Genomic DNA, 19,428 nt, shown 5'->3' with positions numbered 1-19,428 from the left:
CCTTATGATGTGGTCATTATTTGAATCTACGAGGAGGCTTATATGCGAAGTGATGCTATGAAAAAAGGGCTGGAGAAATCACCACACCGCGCCCTTTTTAAGGCCATGGGTTACACCGACGAGGAGATCAGGCGGCCCCTCATCGGCATAGCCAATTCCTATAATGAAATAATCCCCGGCCATGTCCATCTCAATCAGATCGCGGCCGCGGTTAAGGCCGGTGTGCGCATGGCCGGAGGAACGCCCATCGAGTTTTCCACCATCGGCGTCTGTGATGGAATTGCCATGAACCACGAAGGGATGAAGTACTCCCTGGCCAGCCGGGAACTTATAGCCGATTCGGTTGAGGTCATGGCCCGGGCCCACCCCTTTGATGGATTAGTGTTGATCCCTAACTGCGACAAGGTCATCCCGGGCATGTTAATGGCCATGTTGCGCCTTAATATACCGGCCATAATGGTCAGCGGCGGCCCTATGCTGGCGGGCTCCTTCCGGGGAAAGGAGATAGACCTGATCACGGTATTTGAAGGCGTCGGTAAGGTCAGGGCCGGCAAGATGCCGGCAAAAATGCTTCAGGCCCTTGAGGATGCGGCCTGTCCGGGCTGTGGTTCTTGTGCCGGTATGTTCACGGCCAACTCCATGAACTGCCTGACAGAGGCCTTGGGCCTGGGCCTGCCCGGCAACGGCACTATCCCGGCCGTCTCAGCCGCCCGTCAGCGCCTGGCCAAGGCAGCCGGCATTAAGGTCATGGAGCTGCTGAAAAAGAACCTGCGGCCGCGGGATATTGCCACACTCTCTGCCTTTAAGAATGCCATTGCCGTGGATATGGCCTTGGGGTGTTCAACCAACACCGTTCTTCATGTGCCGGCCATCGCCCATGAAGCCCGGATAAATCTTCCCCTTTCTCTATTTAATGAAATCAGCCGGAAAACCCCGCACCTCTGTAGTCTCAGCCCGGCCGGGCACCATCATCTCCAGGACCTCGACGCGGCCGGCGGCATCCCGGCCATCCTCTCCGAATTGGCGGGGGTCGGATTAATAGACACTACGGTTATGACCGCGACCGGCAAAAAGCTCGCGGATAATCTTAAAGGTAAAAACATTCTTGACAAGACCGTAATACGGCCGGTCAAAGACCCATACCATGCTGAGGGAGGCATCGCCATACTCTATGGCAACCTGGCGCCGGATGGGGGGGTGGTGAAACAGTCGGCCGTCGCCCCGGAAATGTTAAGGCACGAAGGGCCGGCCCGGGTATTCGATTCGGAGGAACAGGCAGTCTCCACCATCTTAGGGGGGAAGATAAAAAAGGGTGACGTTGTCGTCATCCGGTACGAAGGGCCCAAGGGCGGCCCGGGTATGCGCGAGATGCTAACCCCGACCTCGGCTATCGTGGGGATGGGCCTGGGGAAAGATGTGGCCCTGATTACGGACGGACGCTTCAGTGGCGGCACGCAGGGGGCGGCTATCGGCCATGTCTCTCCGGAAGCTGCGGAGGGTGGGGCCATCGCCCTTGTCCAGGAGGGTGATCGCATCGGTATCGACATTCCTGGAAAGACGATAACCCTGAAAGTCAATGAGAAGGAACTGGCCAGACGCAAGAAGGGCTGGAAACCTCTGGAGCCAAAGATCAAGGAGGGCTATGCCTATCGGTACGCCCAGTGGGTGACCTCCGGCAGTACCGGGGCCGTCTTTAAGGAGAAGCCATGAAAGAGGCCATGCTTTATATAAAGGAAGAGGAACAGAAGGTACGGTGCAACCTCTGTAACCACCACTGCCTTATTATGCCCGGCAAGCACGGTATTTGCGGCGTGCGGGAAAATAGAGAAGGGATGTTGTATTCCCTGGTTTACGGGCAGGTCATTGCCCGCCATATAGACCCTATAGAAAAAAAGCCCCTTTTTCACTTCCATCCCGGTTCAAAATCCTACTCCATAGCCACGGTGGGATGCAATTTTCACTGCCTCTTTTGCCAGAACTATGAGATTTCACAGATGCCCAAAGACGAAAAAAGGATCGCGGGCGAGCCTTTTCCTCCGGAGGAAGTAGTAGCCGCCGCTGAGAAGCTGAAGTGCCAATCTATTTCTTATACTTATACCGAACCCACTATCTTCTTTGAATACGCCTATGATTCAGCGCGACTGGCCAATGACCGGGGGATAAAAAATGTCTTTGTCTCCAATGGCTACATGAGCCAAGAAGCTATCAAAACCATTCAGCCCTACCTCCACGCAGCGAACATCGACCTCAAGGCTTATAGCGAGAAATTTTATAAGGAGACCTGCGGGGCTAAACTAATGCCGGTCCTGGAAACCCTTAACCTGATGAAAAAACTGGGCATCTGGGTGGAGGTTACGACCCTTATCATCCCCACACTCAATGATTCTGAAAAAGAATTACAGGAGATTGCCGCCTTTATCCGGACAGAGTTAGGGCCGGAAACCCCCTGGCACGTCAGCCGGTTCCATCCCATGTACAGGTTAACCAGTGTCCCCTCCACACCGGGGCAAACCGTGCTCAAGGCCCGGGAGATCGGCCTGAAGGCCGGTCTCTATTATGTCTATTCCGGTAATATCCCGGGGCAGGGAGGGGAGAACACTTACTGTCATAAATGCGGCGCCCTATTAATCGAGCGCCTTGGGTTCACTATCCTGCAGTATAATGTAATTGATGCCAAGTGCCCAAAGTGCCATGCGGCGGTTCATGGGGTGGGCATGTGAAGAAAGCGCGAAAAGGACTGTTTCGAACGGTACAAGGGAAGGGTGGGCACAAATTGACAAGCCTTTGAATTCGTGTTATATCCGTTTGCTATCACTGTCCGGGCCGGCATAGCTCAGTGGTAGAGCAGCTGATTCGTAATCAGCAGGTCGAGGGTTCAAGTCCCCCTGCCGGCTCCAGTAAAAATACCTCCTAGATTGCCACATCGTCCGTCTCCACGTTGACCATAATTGTTCTCTATACGCCTATTCCAGTCGTTTTCTAATAGACGTTTTCAGCTCATCCAGGCTTGACGACTTGACGATATAATCATCAGACGCCCATGACCCCAAGTCGTGTTTATATTCGCTATATGCTGTGCTTAGAATGACCGGCAGAGAAGGCTTTTGGGCCTTGAGCTGCCTTAACACCTCTATGCCATCCATTCCCGGCATGTTTATATCCAGAATCACAAGATCTATGGGATTAGATCCGAATATTTCGAGGGCCTCTTCCCCATTCATCGCTGAAAAAACTTGATAGCCCTCTTCTTCCAGCTCTTCCCGATAGAGCAGATGGATGCTTTCTTCATCATCTACCACGAGGATTCTCTTATGCTCTTCCACGGCCAGCCCTCCATTATTCGCTCTTTTGTTTTTTTACCTTATTTTTTGGTTTATACACATTATGCCCTCTAGGCTCAGGATTCATCGGCAGTTTTACGGAAAAAGCCACCCCTTGACCCGGCTCGTTCTCAACCTCTATTTTGCCGCCATGATGAGAAACTATCCGGTAAGAAATAGCCAAGCCCAGCCCGGATCCCCCCTTTTTTGTGGTAAAGAAGGGGTTGAATATATTGTGAAGAATGGCCTCCGGTATGCCCCCACCGGTATCTTTTATGGTGCACGTGACAAACCTCCCTGCATCGTCTTCTTCCACGGAACTGCTTACCCAAATGGCCCCGCCCCCGGGCATCGCCTGACGGGCGTTTAGCAGGATATTAAATAAGGTGTGCTTGATTTGTCGCCCATCGCACCATATCGGTGGAATAGACTTCAGGTCTTTTTTTACAATTATAGACCCTTCTTCAAATTCACGACGCATCAGTTCCAGACATTCCTTGACAACATGGTTCAGGTCTTTTTTTGCATAAGCCTCTTCCGGTTCCTGGGCGTAATCCAATAATTCATTTAAGGTCTTTTCCAGCCTCCCCACCTCATCTACAATTACCTCGAGGTAGCGCCTTCCACCACTATCTCCATTTACTACTTTAATCGCCCGCCGTGCCAGACCACCTATGGATACCAGGGGGTTCCTGATCTCGTGCGCCAGGGTAGAGGCCATCTCCCCCATGGCGGCCAACTTTTCCGCCTCTGCCAGCAATCCCCTGGCCTCCACTAATTCTTTGTTGGTCCTATCAAGAAGGGTGTAGAGCCTGGCATTATCCAGGGCGAGGCCGGTACGATTGGCCAACATGCTTATAACACGGACATTCTCTTTAGTTGTGGCGCGATTATTACAGGAATTATCGACCACTATGACGCCCATTACCTTGTCCTTGGCTATAATGGGAACCACCGCGCAGTCAGCACAGTCCGAGCCCTCAAACCATATCTTGCTAAGCACAGGATCTGAACCGGCATTAATAGTTATAGGGGTTTTTTCCTGCACGGCTTGAGCCAGCGCCCCGCCATCCTTGTTTAATGGTATTATGATATCTCGTGCCGACGATTCCTCGCCTTTTTCCCCACGCCATACCTCTTTTAACTCCGCCTCCTGTTCATCCATCAGACAGATTACCGCTCGATCAAAGCCCAGGCCCTCTTCACCGGTTATAGCACTGATAACGGTTTTTCCTATTTCATCTACCGAAACGGTGGTCATCAGGTGACCGCTTATCTTATAAAGTGTGGAGATCTCCCGTACCATGCTTTCGTTTTCGCGGGCCAGCGTCTCCACTGTCCTTTCCTTTTTTGTTTTTTTAAACAGGCTGTGGTTAGGGCTCATCTCTTATTGTTCTCAACCTTCCTTAAGGGATCTGGATCATTCTAGAGCGTCAATTCACGCAGGAATTTGGCCGCATCTTCGGGCGGGGTAGGATTTATATAGAAGCCTGTTCCCCATTCAAAACCTGCGATCATGGTTAATTTAGGCATTATCTCAAAGTGCCAATGATAGTAATCCAGTGCGCCTTCCTTAAGAGGAGTAGTGTGTAAGACATAGTTGTACGGAACCCGGGGGATTGCGCCGTTAAGGCGTCGAAATGTCTCTGAAAAAATCTGTGCCAACCGGCTAAACTCGTCATCGGTCACGTCCACATACGAGGAGCTATGCCTTTTTGGTAATATCCACATCTCAAAAGGCGCGCGGGGGGCAAACGGAGTAATGGCTAAGAAGTCTTCGTTTTCGCATACCAATCTGCTCCCTCGGGTCAGCTCCTGACGTATTATATCGCAGAAAACGCAGCGCTCCTTGTAATTATAATAAGTCTTTGCCCCCTGCAGCTCTTCACATACCAATTCCGGGACAACCGGAAGGGCAATAAGCTGGGAGTGTGAATGTTCTAGGGACGCCCCCGCTGCACGCCCATAATTCTTAAATATCATAATATAACGAAAGCGCATGTCCTTTTTTAAATCAATTATCCGATCACGGTAAGACCGCAGGACTTCTACTAACCTTTCGGGGGATAGCTCTGCCAGGGTCTCATCATGATTAGGAGTTTCTACTATCACTTCATGGGCGCCGATACCGTTCATCTTGTCATAGACACCTTCACCCTCTTTGTCCAGGTCCCCTTCAATCATAAGCGCCGGGTATTTATTGGGAACCACTCGCAGTGTCCAGCCCGGTGTGTTTGGCTCGCCATGATTACGCCCATAAACCAAAACCTCTTTGGGTGTGGTGTTTTCGTGACCGGGGCAAAGTGGACAAAACCCGCCTTTCGCGATCTCCTTTTCGACAATGAAATCAGACGGTCTTTTGCCCCGCTCCTTAGAAATAATAACCCATCGCCCAACAATGGGATCTTTACGCAATTCAGGCATTACTAGCTCCTCCTAACTTAACCTTGTACAGCCGGCGTCTCTTGGATTTTGCCGTTTAAGATACCAAAGAGAAGATTATACCTGCCAATGAATCTGCTCAAAGTTTTCATCTGGCACAATAATGGCAAGATAGCCTACAGATGGATACCTTTCCTTTACCAACCCCTTATCTCTTACCTCCACCACAAGACGGATCTCCTCGCCCACATTGAAACCAAGATATTTAAAAGACACCGCCAATTCAACAAACTTATAAATACCAATAGAGTTGAACTCATCAACCAGAACATGGTCGTCTGGCCTGCCCTTATATAATCGGTAATAAAAACCGTCTCCTTTAGCTGCCGGGAAGACAGTAAGGAAGTAAGGACGGCTGTTCAAAAGGTAGAGATAAATCTCCTGGTCCTGAGACCATCCGGAAAAATCCGCTTCGTCTGTCTCAAGCCGGAAACAGAGGTTGTCCACATTAAAACCATAATATATGGCTGTTATTTTTTCCCTTCCCTGATACATGGCCCCGCCCGTTGTTTTGGTTTCAAAATAACCTGCTCCGCTCCACTCATAAAACTGCGTCAGGCGTCCGTCAAGGACAGGGTATATAAATCCCTTTGGCTCTATAGGTGGAATCACTTTTTTGAGCCTTTTTATAGGAGACTTCAGTCTTTCAGGTACTTCTTCTCCCATGGCCCGATATACCTGGGATAGATATTCCCGGAAAAGGCGGTCAAACTCAAAAGAATAAGCGCAGGAGAAATGTTCTCCGTACCACCAAAACCAGTCACTGCCCTCCGCGGCATGAAGGCTTTCCCAGGCCTTAGAGACGGCCTCATCAGACAAATCCCTTCTCTCTTCAAGATTCCTGGCTAAAAAGGATCTCGTCTTTCCCAGGATATCCCAGCCCTCATTCTCCTCTACTCCACCAATCCAGATGTCAAAATTGTGGTTTATCCAGGAGCCGGTATAAAGATGGGCTATAGATTCTGTTGGTGGAAATTCTTCCAGGTAGTCAGAAACAGTGGTGGTTTTAAAATCAGAGCTGTCTGAAAATCTCTTATAAATTTCTGTAAGAAAGGTCTCCCCTCCATCGCTGTAATGCTCCCAGGGGTTTTCTCCATCTAAAATAATGTTTAACAGAAGCGGTTTCTTACCTGACTGCCAATTATTCCTTATATTGTGAAGATGGGAAAAGAAATCTTCCGCTGCCTGGCGGGGCTGGTTGCGATAATAGACAAATCCAAAGAGGTCTGATAGGCCATGATCCCTAAAAACCATATTTACCTTTGCCCCCTCATGCTCAACAGCGTATGGATAAAAAAGGGTGTCACGGTTATAATTACCGGTCGAAGATATGTATTGGCGTGCCAGGGAATGAAAAAGAATGCCTTCGTCTGTCGCTGCCCATTTGATGCCCAGTTCACTCATAATTGGAATGAGTTCCGGGCAAACCGAGCCTTCCGAGGGCCATAGTCCACGAGGTCTCTGCCCAAAAATCTTTTCGTGGAGGCTCATAGCTTCTGCGAGATGCCAAAGGGCATCTTCAGGGTATTGAAAACGTTGGGGGAGACTTACCTCTGGAATAGGCCGTCCGGCGAAATCAGAATCGATCAAAAGTGGCAAGATTGGATGATAGAAGGGGCTGGTGGTAATTTCTATCTGTCCCTTTTCAGCCAACCCTGCATACAGAGGAATGACTTCTTTAATTACTTCTTGCTGCGTATCCAGGACTATACCCTTATCTGTCTCTGAAAAAAACTGCCCTTTTCGGAACAATCCATAAATATCCGGCTTTTTCCGGCTGGTATAGCCAAACCAGGTAAGATTAAACCATATTTGAAGATCGAGGAAGTCCTGTGTATTGAAACGTGCCACACTTTCTCTAACCCGGGATTCATCAATTACCATTCCGCGTTTGAGTAATAGCTGCCAGAAGCGCGGGTATGGTTTGATCATCGTCTCCCAGTTACAATTAAAAAAATTACTAAGGATGAATTCCCTATCCTCGCTAGTAAGCTCCCCGGCCGGTTTGGCGCTTATATCCAAAAAATCATCCTTGGCCTGGCCTGAGGCATAATCCTGTAACTGTACCAAAAGGGACGGTACGAGATTAAAGGTTTGTTTTATCGATGAAAAATTAGAAAGTAGGGATGGCATGTCATGGTAAGCCTTTATACCATGCAAACGAACCCAGGGCATAGAGTACCGGCCCCGAAGCGGGTCTTTATAGTTTGGTTGGTGCATGTGCCATAGAAAGGAGATATATAGCGGCGGCTGTTTCATTGCCTATTATGTACCGCGCATCTTTTCTGTGGCTTCTTGTTTCCTTTTACAATCTAAACATAAGGTAGTAACCGGGCGAGCCTCTAATCTTTTTTCCGAAATATCTTCCCCGCAACTCTCGCAAATACCAAATGTACCGTCATCTATCCGCTCTAATGCGCTTCGTATCTTCTGTAAAAGCTTCCTTTCCCTGTCCCGAATACGCAGCTCAAAATTACGATCTGATTCAAGTGTGGCGCGATCGGCCGGGTCAGGGAAATTATCACTTAAGTCTGTCATATCAGAAAGGGTTTTTTCCGCCCCACTTAGAATTTCCTCTATTTTTTTGTTTAGCAATACCCTGAAATATTCTAATTTTTCCTTTTTCATTCCCAATCCTCCGCCAATACTTAAATGTATAAATACAAAAACCTACCATTTTTTCTGATAAAGTAAAGTATAATCATACCCTAAACTTCTTATTAAATCCAATCTTCGAATCGGAAAGAAAAAAAGGTAACGCGTCTATAAAGACCGGGCCTACTCTTACCCTACATCCATTTAATTTTTCAACATTTTCCTTTAAAAAATAAGTGAATCCCGGTATCAGGCGTTCGTTTTTATTTATTTTTTCTTCTATACCTTCTTCTCTATCTATATGATATAAGAATTTATCAGTAGCTCATTCTTTAATATTAAAAAATAAAATAAAAACATAATGTTATAATATTATCCTTTAGATTGAAGTTTTTCTTATTCTAAATTATACTGCAAGTGCTCTTTATATCTTTTTCTGAGTCTAATGCGTCTTTAATACTCTTTAAATTTATGTTAGAAATTTGTTAATAATTATGTCCTGTGCATTATAGATTATAAAAAAATAACAAATAATATGTAATTCTGCATTTTATAAAAAAGTGAATAGTTAATTTTTACAAATCCTTACGTTATTTTTCAACTATTTTTTATCAGATATATTATTAAGAAGTATCTTTTAATAATCTATATAAATAATAAGGAATAAAAAATGGAACTAAAAATTAACAGAAATGAGCTACTGGATGGTTTGAATAAAATACAAACCGTAGTTGAAAAGAAAAGTACCATGCCTATTATATCAAATGTCTTACTTGATGCATTAGACGCTCGTTTAAATATAATAGCGACTGATCTTGAAGTGGGAATGAGGACAGAACATAATGCTGAGATTATAAAAAAAGGAAAAATAACCGTCCCGGCCAGAAAACTATATGAAATGGTCCGAGAAATCCCAGGCCCTCATATAACTATAAAGGAAAAAGAATCCGGCAGGATAAATGTAAGTTCGGGTAAAATTATTTATACGTTAGTAGGCTTACCGGCAGAACAATTTCCTTTGGTATCATTTCATGAGGATGCAAAGACAATTGAAATCCCCGCAAAGACAATAAAGGATTTAATAAACAAGACAATCTTTTCCGTCTCTTTTGATGACAACAGAACCAATTTGGCAGGTATTTTTATAGAGAAGACAGTAATAGAAGATAAAGAGATATTGAGGATGGTATCCTCTGATGGACATAGATTATCTCTTATGGAAAAAGATGTTCCCGGTATAAACATCCTGGAAATTGATTCCGGGGTAATTTTACCAAGGAAAGGCGCCCGGGAGATACTAAAATTGTGCGAAGATGCAGAAAAGATTCTATTAGGATTCAAAGAAGATATCTGCGTTGTTGAAGCAAATAAAACAAAGATAGTGACACGGCTTATTGATGGAGAATTTCCGGATTACCGTACAATCATACCTGCGGAGGGTAATAAAAAAATATTTATAGAAAGGCAGTTTTTTTTGGATGTTCTGCGCAGAACAGCTATATTGTCCACGGATAAATATAAGGCAGTCAGCTTTAATTTTAGTAAAGGGAAAATGGAGGTTTTATCAGTAAATCCAGATATAGGAGATGCCAGAGAGGAGCTTGAAATAGAGTATGAAGACGATGTATTTAGTATAAATTTTAATATTAACTATTTAATAGAAGCCATTGGGGCTCTGGAGAGCAATAAGATAGCTATAGAATTTGAAAACGAGACCAACCCATGTCTTATAAAAGGCACTGAAGAAGAGGGTTTCTTGGGTATTATTATGCCCATGCGCGTGTAAAAGAGGATTATATAAATGAGTGTTTTTGAAGGTCAGATAGAGGATGCAGATATTAATAATTATACGGCTAAAGAGATAAAGGTATTAAGTGGTCTTACAGCGGTACGAAAAAGACCAGCTATGTATATTGGGAACACAGGTCCAGAGGGATTACATCATCTTGTTTATGAAGTGGTGGATAACAGCATCGATGAGGCCCTTGCCGGATACTGTAATTATGTAGAAGTGTTGATTCATAAAGATGGAAGCGTTACAGTAGAAGACAATGGAAGGGGCATACCCGTCGATATTCACCATACGGAGAAGAAACCCGCGGTAGAAGTGGTTATGACCGTGCTCCACGCCGGAGGTAAATTTGATCATAAGACATATAAAGTGTCCGGGGGCCTGCACGGGGTAGGGGTCTCTGTTGTGAATGCCCTTTCTCGATATCTGGAGGTTGAAATCTTTCTCAACGGGAAAATATACAAACAGAGATATGAGAGGGGAAACCCGGTAACTAAGTTAGAAGTTATCGGAGATACAAAGAAAAGAGGAACAAAGATAAACTTTCTACCGGATTCTGAGATATTTGAGGAAACAACAGAGTTTAATTTTGAAATACTTTCCCAGCGATTAAGGGAGCTGGCCTTCTTAAACAAAGAGGTAAGGATAGTATTAGAAGATGAAAGAAGCGGGAACAGAAAGGATTTTCTCTATGAAGGAGGTATTATATCTTTTGTACAGTACCTCAACAAAAACAAGACCGTTATTTATGATACGCCTATATACATATCCGGCAGGCGCGGCGATATAGATGTAGAGATAGCCTTACAGCACAATGATTCATATGTAGAGAAAATTTTTTCTTTTGCCAATAATATTAATACAAAAGAAGGGGGTACTCACCTTATAGGGGTTAGATCCGCGCTGACCAGGACGCTGAACCAGTATGCGCTTAATGAAGACCTCCCCAAAAATCTAAAAGAAAGGATGGAGGGCGATGATGTAAGGGAGGGCCTGACGGCCGTAATAAGTGTCAAGATACCCAACCCTCAGTTTGAAGGCCAGACCAAGACAAAACTGGGAAATAGTGAAGTCAAGGGGCTAGTAGAGTCTCTTGTCAACGAAAAACTCTCTTTATACCTACAGGAAAAACCGTCTATCGCCAAGAAAATACTGGCTAAAGCAATAGATGCGGCCCGGGCCCGGGAGGCCGCCCGCAAAGCTAAAGACCTGGCCAGAAAAAAGGGTAGTTTATCAGATATGGTTCTTCCTGGGAAATTAGCTGATTGTCAGGAAAAGGACCCCGGCAGAAGTGAAATCTACCTCGTCGAGGGTGATTCGGCTGGGGGATCCGCCAAGCAAGGCCGGAACAGGAAGTTTCAGGCCATACTCCCGCTTAAAGGGAAGATACTCAATGTAGAAAAGGCGCGCTTTGATAAGATGCTGGAAAGCCAGGAGATAAGGACTCTAATCGCTGCCTTGGGGACCGGTGTGGGAAAGGCAGACTATGATATTAACAAGTTGCGCTATCATAAAGTTATTATAATGACTGACGCAGATATAGATGGTTCCCATATAAGGACCCTCCTGTTAACCTTTTTCTATCGTCAAATGCCGGAGTTGATCGAAAACGGGTTTCTTTACATAGCCCAGCCGCCGCTATATCGGGTGGCAAGGGGTAAGGAAGAAGAATTTATAAAAGATGAAGTTCAGATGAGCCGCCGTTTTTTAAATAGGGCCGTACAGGAAAAAAATATCTCTGTAAAAGGGACGGAAAGAATATTTTCCGGCCAGGATTTGGTGACCCTTATGGAGGGCCTGGTTCGTTATCAGGCCCGGCTCAATAGTCTGGCAAGGAAAGGATATGCGGCAGATGTTATAGAAACCCTGGCCCTCAACCAGGGAGATCAAAAATACCTTTCTCAAGGGGTCATAAATACCGGGGTCTTCCGGGAGGTGTTGAACCGGGATGGCTATAAAAACGTAACAGTAACCGTCCGGGATGGAAAGGAAGAGATACATTGCCCTTCTAAAACAAAAGGCCGGCCTGAAAAGGCTATTACACTGGAATTCGTGGGTTCTCCGGAGTTTCAGAACCTGTGTGAACTGGGGAAAAAGGTTTCTCAACCAGGTAACCCTCCTTTTGTGCTATCCATGGATAACTATGAGTACGATGTTAAATCCAGGGGTGAGCTTCTGGAAAGGGTGATGGAAGAAGGAAGGAAGGGATTTTTTATCCAGCGCTATAAGGGATTGGGCGAGATGAATCCTGAGCAACTCTGGTCCACCACTATGGACCCATCACGGCGCACGCTCCTTCAGGTGCAAATAGAGGACGTTTTTACTGCGGATGAGATATTTACGGTTCTTATGGGGGACAAAGTAGAGCCCAGAAGAGAGTTTATTCAAACAAACGCCCTCGAAGTCACATTCCTTGACATATAAAAATAAAGAATTCAGAAGACAGAATACAAGTGTCAGCAGTCCTAAGAGCGAATACAGAGGGCGGTCAGTTGATTATCGGCTGTCAACTGCAGACTGTTGATTAGTAATAGGGGTTATTATGTATTCCACGGAAAGTATTGGCCAGGTCAGCATCGAAAAAGAGATAAAAAAATCATACCTTGATTATGCCATGAGCGTAATCATCGGCCGAGCCTTGCCGGATGTGCGCGACGGGCTTAAGCCGGTGCACAGGCGTATTTTATACGCCATGCACGATTTAAAGAACGAATGGAATAAACCGTATAAGAAATCGGCGCGTATAGTCGGTGACGTCATCGGTAAGTATCATCCGCATGGAGATGTCGCTGTATATGACACGCTCGTTCGCATGGCGCAGGATTTCAATATGAGATACCCCCTGGTGGACGGGCAGGGGAATTTTGGATCGATTGACGGGGACTCTCCTGCGGCTATGCGATATACAGAAGTTCGTATGGCAAAGATCACCCAGGAACTTCTTGTTGATATTGAAAAAGACACCGTCAATTTTTCCCCAAATTACGATGACTCCCTGATGGAACCAGATGTTCTTCCTTCCCGGTTGCCAAACCTGCTCCTAAACGGTTCCGCCGGAATAGCCGTGGGCATGGCCACAAATATACCACCGCACAACTTGACAGAGGTCGTGGACGGGCTCCTTCTTCACATAGATAAACCGGATGTTACTACAGATGAACTTCTGTCCTGTATCCAGGGCCCGGATTTTCCAACCGGTGGTTTTATCTGTGGACGGTCCGGTATAAGAGAGGCTTACCGGACGGGGCGGGCCAGTATAAAGATGCGTGCCCGGGCCGCTATTGAGAAGGCCAGAATCACCGGGCGGGTGAGTATTGTAATAAATGAACTTCCTTTTCAGGTGAACAAGGCCCGGTTAATCGAGCGGATCGCGGAACTGGTCAGAGATAAAAAGATAGAGGGTATTCAGGCGGTAAGGGACGAATCAGACCGGGAAGGCATGAGGATCGTTGTCGAACTGAAGAAGGATGAGGTGGCGGATGTTGTTTTGAATCAACTTTATACGCAGACCCCCATGGAATCCTCCTTTGGGATCAATATGCTGGCCATCGTAAACAACAGGCCGGAGGTTTTGACCTTAAAGGACCTCCTGGGCCATTTTTTGGAGCACCGGCAAGAGGTCATTATCAGGAGGACGCGATTTGACCTGAAAAAGGCAGAGGAAAAGGCGCACCTCCTTGAGGGATTGAAGATCGCCCTCGACAATCTGGATTTGGTCGTCGATTTAATCAAGTCCTCGGCCACACCCAAAGAGGCCAAGGCGAGATTGGTCGCCACCCTCCATCTGTCTGAAGTACAGGCCCAGGCCATCCTGGATATGCGTTTGCAAAGGCTGACCGGTCTGGAAAGAGAGAAGATATTAGAGGATTATAGGGCGACCTTGGCGGACATAGAGCGTTATAAGGCGATACTGGCGAGCGATGAGCTGGTTCGTAACATCATAAAAGAGGAGTTGCAGGCCGTAAGGGCTGCCTATGGTGATGAGCGCCGCACCGAGATTGTAGAAGACGCGGGAGAGATCAATGTAGAAGACCTTATTGCTGAAGAGGATGTGGTGGTTACAGTCTCACATCGCGGCTACATTAAACGCAATTCGGTCAACCTCTACCGGAGCCAGCGCCGGGGTGGGAAAGGTATAACCGGGGCAGAAACGCGGGAAGAAGATTTTGTGGAGAATCTTTACATTGCATCCACACATGATTATTTTCTTTTCTTCACAAACCTTGGCCGGCTCCACTGGCTTAAGGTCTATCAGATTCCTCAAGCGGGGCGGCTGGCCAGAGGGAAAGCCATAGTGAATCTGCTGAATTTGCAGGCAGAAGAGACGATAAAGACCATATTACCTGTGCGTACTTTTGAACCAGACCGGTATCTAGTTATGTCCACGAAGAAAGGACTGGTGAAAAAGACGGACTTGATGGCCTATTCCAATCCGCGCGCCGGGGGTATTAATGCGGTAAATATACGCGAAGGAGATGAACTGGTAAGCGTAGCGCTTACAGATGGGAAGAAGGACATCTTTTTGGTAACCCGTCACGGACTATCTATTCGCTTTAATGAGGATGACATCCGGGAGGTTGGACGCGTGGCGATGGGTGTGAAGGGCATATCGTTAGGAGAAGGTGACGAGGTGGTCGGTATGGAGGTCGTGGGGGAAGGCTCAACCGTTCTTACTGTTACGGAAAACGGATATGGAAAGAGGACCAACCTGGAAGATTATCGCCCACAAGGCCGCGGAGGGAAGGGCGTTATTACGATCAAGACAAGTGAGCGCAATGGGCCGGTAGTGGGGGCGTTACAGGTTATTAAAGACGAAGAAGTGCTGCTTCTGGCTAGTAGCGGAAAGATTATTCGGATTAAGGTAAGCGGCGTTCCCACACATGGACGCAACACGCAGGGCGTCAAGCTCTTCCAAATGGAGCCAGAGGAAAAGGTCGTGAGCATCGCCCGACTGGCGGAGAGGGAAGAAGAGACCGATGTCCAGACGTAGTTCTATAGGTGTTATAGGAGGAGGGAGCTGGGGTACAACCCTGGCCAACCTTCTTGCTGAAAAAGGGTGTAATGAGGCGACCTTGTGGGTCTATGAAGAATCTCTGGCTAGAGACATGGCGGAGACCAGGGAAAACAGGACTTATCTGCCGGGCATAAAGCTGGACGCCCGGCTTGGGATTACATCTTCCCTGAAAGAAGCCGTCGAGTCCAAAGAGTTTATAGTGGTGGCGGTTCCGTCGCATGTCTTGCGCACCGTAGCAAGCCGGCTAATCCCTTTTCTTTCTCCTGCCAGTATCGTGGTCACGGTCAGCAAAGGAATCGAGAATGAAACACTTCTCACCATGACGGAAGTGCTGGAGGAATTGTTGCCAAAAGGCCAACATAGCAGATTGGCCATCCTCTCCGGTCCCAGTTTTGCCCGTGAAGTAAGCCAAAAGGTTCTTACGGCAGTGACTGCTGCTGCGGTAAGCGAAGACGTAGCTAAACAGGTGCAGGAACTTTTTGCTACACCATATTTTCGTGTCTATCGTTCCTCCGATGTCAGGGGCGTAGAATTAGGAGGCGCCCTCAAAAATGTTATTGCTATTGCGGCCGGTATCTGTGATGGGCTTAGTTTTGGGACCAATACCCGGGCAGCACTGATTACACGTGGATTGGCTGAGATAAGCCGCTTAGGGCTAAAACTCGGGGCAAAGCCCCTTACCTTTGCCGGCTTGGCCGGCCTAGGTGATCTGGTCCTGACCTGTACAGGCGATCTAAGCAGAAATAGGACGGTAGGTCTTAAGCTTGGGCAAGGAATGAAATTGAAAGAAATCCTGGATGGGATGAAGATGGTGGCCGAAGGGGTAAAGACCACCCGATCGGCCTATTTTCTGGCTCAAAAATGCCGGGTGGAAATGCCCATAACGGAACAGGTTTATAAAGTACTCTACGAGGATAAAGATCCGCTAGGCGCCGTTAAGGAATTAATGTCCAGAGATTTGAAAGAAGAGTGGGAGGTATCCTTTTTCCAGTAGGATGAGTGAAGAAATGGCGGAGAGAGAGGGATTCGAACCCTCGGTAGAGGTTTCCCCCTACACTCGCTTAGCAGGCGAGCACCTTCGGCCTACTCGGTCATCTCTCCGCAGCAAAGGCCAATTTTGTAGGACGCGAATTTTCGCAGATATACGCAGAAAAAGCTCTCAAGAATAGTTTTCTTGGGCTGAAATCATTCCAATACGCCAAGAGATAGGGACAAAGTTTGCTGTAACCCAGTTTTTAGATCCGGTTAATCTGCGTGTGTCTGCGTCCCAATGTCTTTTGGCGGAGGGAGTAGGATTCGAACCCACGTTCGCGTGAGCGAAAGCGGTTTTCAAGACCGCCGCCTTAAGCCTCTCGGCCATCCCTCCAACGGGCAACATTTTTAACATCTGTTACCGGTTGTGTCAATGATTCGTTACGATGTTGACAAAGCAAGAGGTTTGCGGTATAAAAATTCCTGAGTGAGCGGGAATAACTCAGTGGTAGAGTGCAACCTTGCCAAGGTTGAAGTCGCGGGTTCAAATCCCGTTTCCCGCTCCATTTTATTTTTGTCTCTTGATTTCCGCCGCGCCATCAATTACACCATCAGATATTTCCGCTCCACGTCACTAACCCAACCCATATCCCATTATAAATAAACGGAGGTCAGGGTGTACTACACCGCATTAAGACCATATACCTTGAAGAGACTGGAGGAAATCGGCCGGGCCGATATCCTGGTGGGTATTCCCGCCTATAACAACGAACGGACTATAGCCCATGTAATCCAGATGGTTTCCCACGGCCTGGACAAGTATTACAAGGAAGACAAGAATGTAATAATGATAGCCGACGGGGGCTCTACCGACGACACCCGGGAGATAGTCAAAGAATTTCAGCTTAAGCCCTGGCAGGAAAAACTCCTGTCCATCTACCGGGGACCGGGCGGGAAGGGCACGGCCTTTCGTTCCATATTTGAAGCGGCGGTAAAGCTGGACGTCAAGGCCTGTATCGTGGTGGATTCAGATATCAGGAGCATTACCTCGGACTGGGTGCAGCACCTGCTTTCTCCTGTTTTGGAGAAAGGTTACCAATATGTTACACCGGTTTATTGTCGTCATAAGTACGACGGCACTATAACCAACAATATAGTCTATAATCTGACCCGGGCCCTTTATGGAAGGCGCATCCGTCAGCCCATAGGGGGTGATTTTGCCTTTTCCCGGGAAGTAGCCGCTTACTATATTGATCAACCGGTATGGGATACGGAGATCGCCCGTTTTGGTATAGATATCTGGATGACGACCCAGGCCGTTGTGCAGGGCTTTAAGATTTGTCAGGCCAACCTGGGGGTCAAGGTTCACGACGCCAAGGATCCGGCCGCACACCTGGGGCCTATGTTCCGCCAGGTGGTGTGGACTATCTTTTATCTCATGGAACAGAATGAATCTTATTGGAAAAAGACAAAAAAAAGTACGCTGGTGGAGACCTTCGGCGCCGAGAAATGTTCGGAACCGGAGCCTATTAAGGTCGATCTGGACGGACTCATTTATAATTTTCAGGTTGGCTTTAAACAATTCAAGTCGTTTTGGAAAGACATATTAGATTCCGATAGTTACAGTGATCTCAAAAAGGCCTCAAGGATGAGTGCGAAGGACTTCTCTTTACCGGTAGAGACCTGGGTGCGGATTCTATATGAATTGGCGGCCACCTTCCACTATTGGCCGATGAACCGAAACAAACTGGTGGATCTCATGACCCCTCTCTATTATGCGCGAGTCGCCTCCTTTGTCCGCGAAACGTGGGATATGGATTCTTCCAGGGCCGAAGATATGGTGGAGAAAAATGCCGAGGCTTTTGAAGAACAGAAGGATTATCTGCTCAAGATGTGGGACAAGAAAAGAAAGGTATATGAAAAACTGAGTGAAAGGGTTTAGCTATCCTATCAGCATAATATGGATGTCCATAACATTGGTTCCGGTGGGGCCGGTTATAAGCAGCCCCCCCGTCTTTTTAAAAAAATTATAGGAATCGTTGTGTGCAAGATAGCTTTCAGGTTTTAGGCCTTTTTTAAGCGCCTTTCCATAAGTACTGCCGCTTACTATGGCCCCGGCGGCATCCGTGGGGCCGTCTGTTCCGTCTGTCCCGCCGCTTAGAAAAGATATTCCGTTTACCCCTTGTATTTCAATAGCAACAGACAGGGCCAGTTCCGTATTTCTTCCTCCCAACCCCTTGCCTTTGACTGTTACGGTTGGCTCTCCCCCGGCGAGAATACAGATCGGCGTTGAAGATGGATATCCAGATTGGAGAATCTCTTTCGCTATGGCCGCATAAAACCCGGCCAGTTCTCCGGCCTCACCCTGGATTTGTGACGAGAGGATCAGGGTCTTAAGGCCCAGGGATTTGGCCTTGTTCTCTGCGGCCTTCAAGGCTGCCAAATTACTTCCAATAATAAGGTTGTAAACCTTGCGAAAGCAGGGTTGACCGGGTTTGGGCGTCTCTTGTACCTTCCCTTCCAGCCCGGCCCGGAGATGTTTGATAATACTTTCGGGCAACCTGGACTTAAGGTTATATTTTTCCAGTACATCCCAGGCCACTTGGAAGGTGGAAGAGTCAGGGACAAAAGGCCCCGAGCCGATAACATCCAGGTTGTCTCCCACGACGTCGGAGAGTATCAGGTTGATCACCGTGGAAGGGTGGGCCTGTTTGGCCAGACCCCCTCCCTTGGTCATGGAGATATGCTTGCGTACGGCGTTTATCTCTTTAATGGTGGCCCCCGACTTGAGAAGGAGGTTGGTCAGTCTCTTTTTCTCAGATAACGTGATGGGAGGTACGGGCAAGGGCAGCAGAGCGGAGCACCCTCCTGAGGTAAGAAATATTATAAGGTCATCGGTTTGAGACCCATTGAGAAGCGTTAAGATATCTTGTGCTGCATGGAGCCCGGCCTTATCCGGTACGGGATGTCCGGCTTCTACAATCGTTATGTACTTAAGGGGGCCGGAGTGGCCATACTTGGTAACAATGATGCCCTTACTAATTCTTTTTTGCAGTATTTCTTCACAAGCGGCGGCCATGGGCACAGAAGCCTTGCCGGCGCCAAGGACAAAGACCCGCCGGAACCGCCTCAGGTCATACTCACGGCCTTTTTGCAGTTCACCGCCGAGGATAAGCATATCGTTTTTGACCACAAGACGGTTATGCACGTCCTTATACGGATCTACAGCCGAAAGACCGGACCGGAAGATTTTTCTGGCGGTAAGGCGAAGGTCGTCCATAAGATTGCCTGTT

13 protein-coding genes and 4 tRNA genes are annotated in these 19,428 nt (G+C 47.4%); 9 read left to right on the top strand and 8 right to left on the bottom strand.

From position 1 onward, the window contains the following. The first annotated feature begins 42 nt into the window (after positions 1–42). From ilvD to PHT49_00850, 3 genes are all read left to right on the top strand, one after another. The gene (gene ilvD / locus PHT49_00860) at positions 43–1,710 is read left to right on the top strand and encodes a dihydroxy-acid dehydratase (GenBank protein MDD5450434.1); all 1,668 of its coding nucleotides are present in this window, start codon (positions 43–45) and stop codon (positions 1,708–1,710) included. Further along, positions 1,707–2,720, top strand: a complete 1,014-nt coding sequence (gene amrS, locus PHT49_00855) for an AmmeMemoRadiSam system radical SAM enzyme (GenBank protein MDD5450433.1) — start codon at positions 1,707–1,709, stop codon at positions 2,718–2,720. The genes ilvD and amrS overlap by 4 nt, the downstream gene beginning before the upstream one ends. Positions 2,721–2,822: 102 nt before the next feature. Further along, a tRNA-Thr gene (locus PHT49_00850) sits at positions 2,823–2,897 on the top strand. A 66-nt stretch (positions 2,898–2,963) separates the two neighbouring features. On the opposite strand, the gene PHT49_00845 is transcribed toward PHT49_00850, so the two are convergent. The 5 genes from PHT49_00845 to dksA form a co-directional block, all read right to left on the bottom strand. Continuing rightward, positions 2,964–3,323 carry a response regulator gene (locus tag PHT49_00845; protein MDD5450432.1) on the bottom strand — a complete coding sequence of 120 codons (360 nt, stop codon included), beginning with the start codon at positions 3,321–3,323 and terminating at the stop codon, positions 2,964–2,966. Between the two features lie 13 nt (positions 3,324–3,336). Further along, positions 3,337–4,704 carry an ATP-binding protein gene (locus PHT49_00840; GenBank protein MDD5450431.1) on the bottom strand — a complete coding sequence of 456 codons (1,368 nt, stop codon included), beginning with the start codon at positions 4,702–4,704 and terminating at the stop codon, positions 3,337–3,339. Between the two features lie 41 nt (positions 4,705–4,745). After that, complete coding sequence (gene galT, locus PHT49_00835) at positions 4,746–5,744, bottom strand: galactose-1-phosphate uridylyltransferase (protein MDD5450430.1); 999 nt, start codon at positions 5,742–5,744, stop codon at positions 4,746–4,748. A 75-nt stretch (positions 5,745–5,819) separates the two neighbouring features. Next, positions 5,820–7,982 (bottom strand): glycoside hydrolase family 57 protein, encoded by a 2,163-nt coding sequence (locus tag PHT49_00830; protein MDD5450429.1) that lies wholly within the window; start codon positions 7,980–7,982, stop codon positions 5,820–5,822. 45 nt (positions 7,983–8,027) lie between these two features. Continuing rightward, a complete protein-coding gene (gene dksA, locus PHT49_00825) occupies positions 8,028–8,390 on the bottom strand; it encodes an RNA polymerase-binding protein DksA (protein ID MDD5450428.1) in 363 nt (120 codons plus the stop codon). A gap of 637 nt (positions 8,391–9,027) precedes the next feature. Here dksA and dnaN point away from each other — a divergent pair. The 4 genes from dnaN (at position 9,028) to PHT49_00805 (ending at position 16,157) form a co-directional block, all read left to right on the top strand. Next, positions 9,028–10,143, top strand: coding sequence for a DNA polymerase III subunit beta (gene dnaN / locus PHT49_00820; GenBank protein MDD5450427.1), 1,116 nt, complete (start codon positions 9,028–9,030; stop codon positions 10,141–10,143). A 15-nt stretch (positions 10,144–10,158) separates the two neighbouring features. Beyond that, complete coding sequence (gene gyrB, locus PHT49_00815) at positions 10,159–12,573, top strand: DNA topoisomerase (ATP-hydrolyzing) subunit B (protein ID MDD5450426.1); 2,415 nt, start codon at positions 10,159–10,161, stop codon at positions 12,571–12,573. Positions 12,574–12,691: 118 nt separating this feature from the next. Then, positions 12,692–15,139: a DNA gyrase subunit A gene (gene gyrA / locus PHT49_00810; protein ID MDD5450425.1), complete on the top strand. Its 2,448-nt coding sequence runs from the start codon at positions 12,692–12,694 to the stop codon at positions 15,137–15,139. Continuing rightward, positions 15,126–16,157, top strand: a complete 1,032-nt coding sequence (locus PHT49_00805) for an NAD(P)H-dependent glycerol-3-phosphate dehydrogenase (GenBank protein MDD5450424.1) — start codon at positions 15,126–15,128, stop codon at positions 16,155–16,157. Before gyrA ends, PHT49_00805 begins: the two co-directional genes overlap by 14 nt. Before the next feature lie 14 nt (positions 16,158–16,171). Here the strand turns inward: PHT49_00805 and PHT49_00800 are convergent. Then, positions 16,172–16,264: transfer RNA gene (locus tag PHT49_00800), tRNA-Ser, on the bottom strand. 177 nt (positions 16,265–16,441) lie between these two features. Then, positions 16,442–16,529 (bottom strand) — tRNA-Ser (locus PHT49_00795). Between the two features lie 97 nt (positions 16,530–16,626). Between PHT49_00795 and PHT49_00790 the strand changes: the two genes are divergently transcribed. Together PHT49_00790 and PHT49_00785 are read left to right on the top strand one after the other, a co-directional pair. Then, positions 16,627–16,701 (top strand) — tRNA-Gly (locus tag PHT49_00790). A gap of 110 nt (positions 16,702–16,811) precedes the next feature. Next, positions 16,812–18,077 (top strand): glycosyltransferase, encoded by a 1,266-nt coding sequence (locus tag PHT49_00785; GenBank protein ID MDD5450423.1) that lies wholly within the window; start codon positions 16,812–16,814, stop codon positions 18,075–18,077. Here the strand turns inward: PHT49_00785 and PHT49_00780 are convergent, their stop codons facing one another. After that, positions 18,078–19,415: a glycerate kinase gene (locus tag PHT49_00780; protein MDD5450422.1), complete on the bottom strand. Its 1,338-nt coding sequence runs from the start codon at positions 19,413–19,415 to the stop codon at positions 18,078–18,080. Positions 19,416–19,428: the final 13 nt, after the last annotated feature.

This window comes from Desulfovibrionales bacterium, assembly GCA_028715605.1.
GTDB lineage: Bacteria > Desulfobacterota > QYQD01 > QYQD01 > QYQD01 > QYQD01.
Note: the sequence above shows the minus strand (reverse complement) of the source record. Positions and strands in the feature narration are given on the sequence as shown.

Bases quoted from the DNA above. Each gene is read 5' to 3' on its own strand.
- ilvD (MDD5450434.1), top strand. From the start codon at position 43: ATGCGAAGTGATGCTATGAAAAAAGGGCTGGAGAAATCACCACACCGC.
- amrS (MDD5450433.1), top strand. From the start codon at position 1,707: ATGAAAGAGGCCATGCTTTATATAAAGGAAGAGGAACAGAAGGTACGG.
- PHT49_00840 (MDD5450431.1), bottom strand. From the start codon at position 4,704: ATGAGCCCTAACCACAGCCTGTTTAAAAAAACAAAAAAGGAAAGGACA.
- galT (MDD5450430.1), bottom strand. From the start codon at position 5,744: ATGCCTGAATTGCGTAAAGATCCCATTGTTGGGCGATGGGTTATTATT.
- PHT49_00830 (MDD5450429.1), bottom strand. From the start codon at position 7,982: ATGCACCAACCAAACTATAAAGACCCGCTTCGGGGCCGGTACTCTATG.
- dksA (MDD5450428.1), bottom strand. From the start codon at position 8,390: ATGAAAAAGGAAAAATTAGAATATTTCAGGGTATTGCTAAACAAAAAA.
- dnaN (MDD5450427.1), top strand. From the start codon at position 9,028: ATGGAACTAAAAATTAACAGAAATGAGCTACTGGATGGTTTGAATAAA.
- gyrB (MDD5450426.1), top strand. From the start codon at position 10,159: ATGAGTGTTTTTGAAGGTCAGATAGAGGATGCAGATATTAATAATTAT.
- gyrA (MDD5450425.1), top strand. From the start codon at position 12,692: ATGTATTCCACGGAAAGTATTGGCCAGGTCAGCATCGAAAAAGAGATA.
- PHT49_00805 (MDD5450424.1), top strand. From the start codon at position 15,126: ATGTCCAGACGTAGTTCTATAGGTGTTATAGGAGGAGGGAGCTGGGGT.
- PHT49_00780 (MDD5450422.1), bottom strand. From the start codon at position 19,415: ATGGACGACCTTCGCCTTACCGCCAGAAAAATCTTCCGGTCCGGTCTT.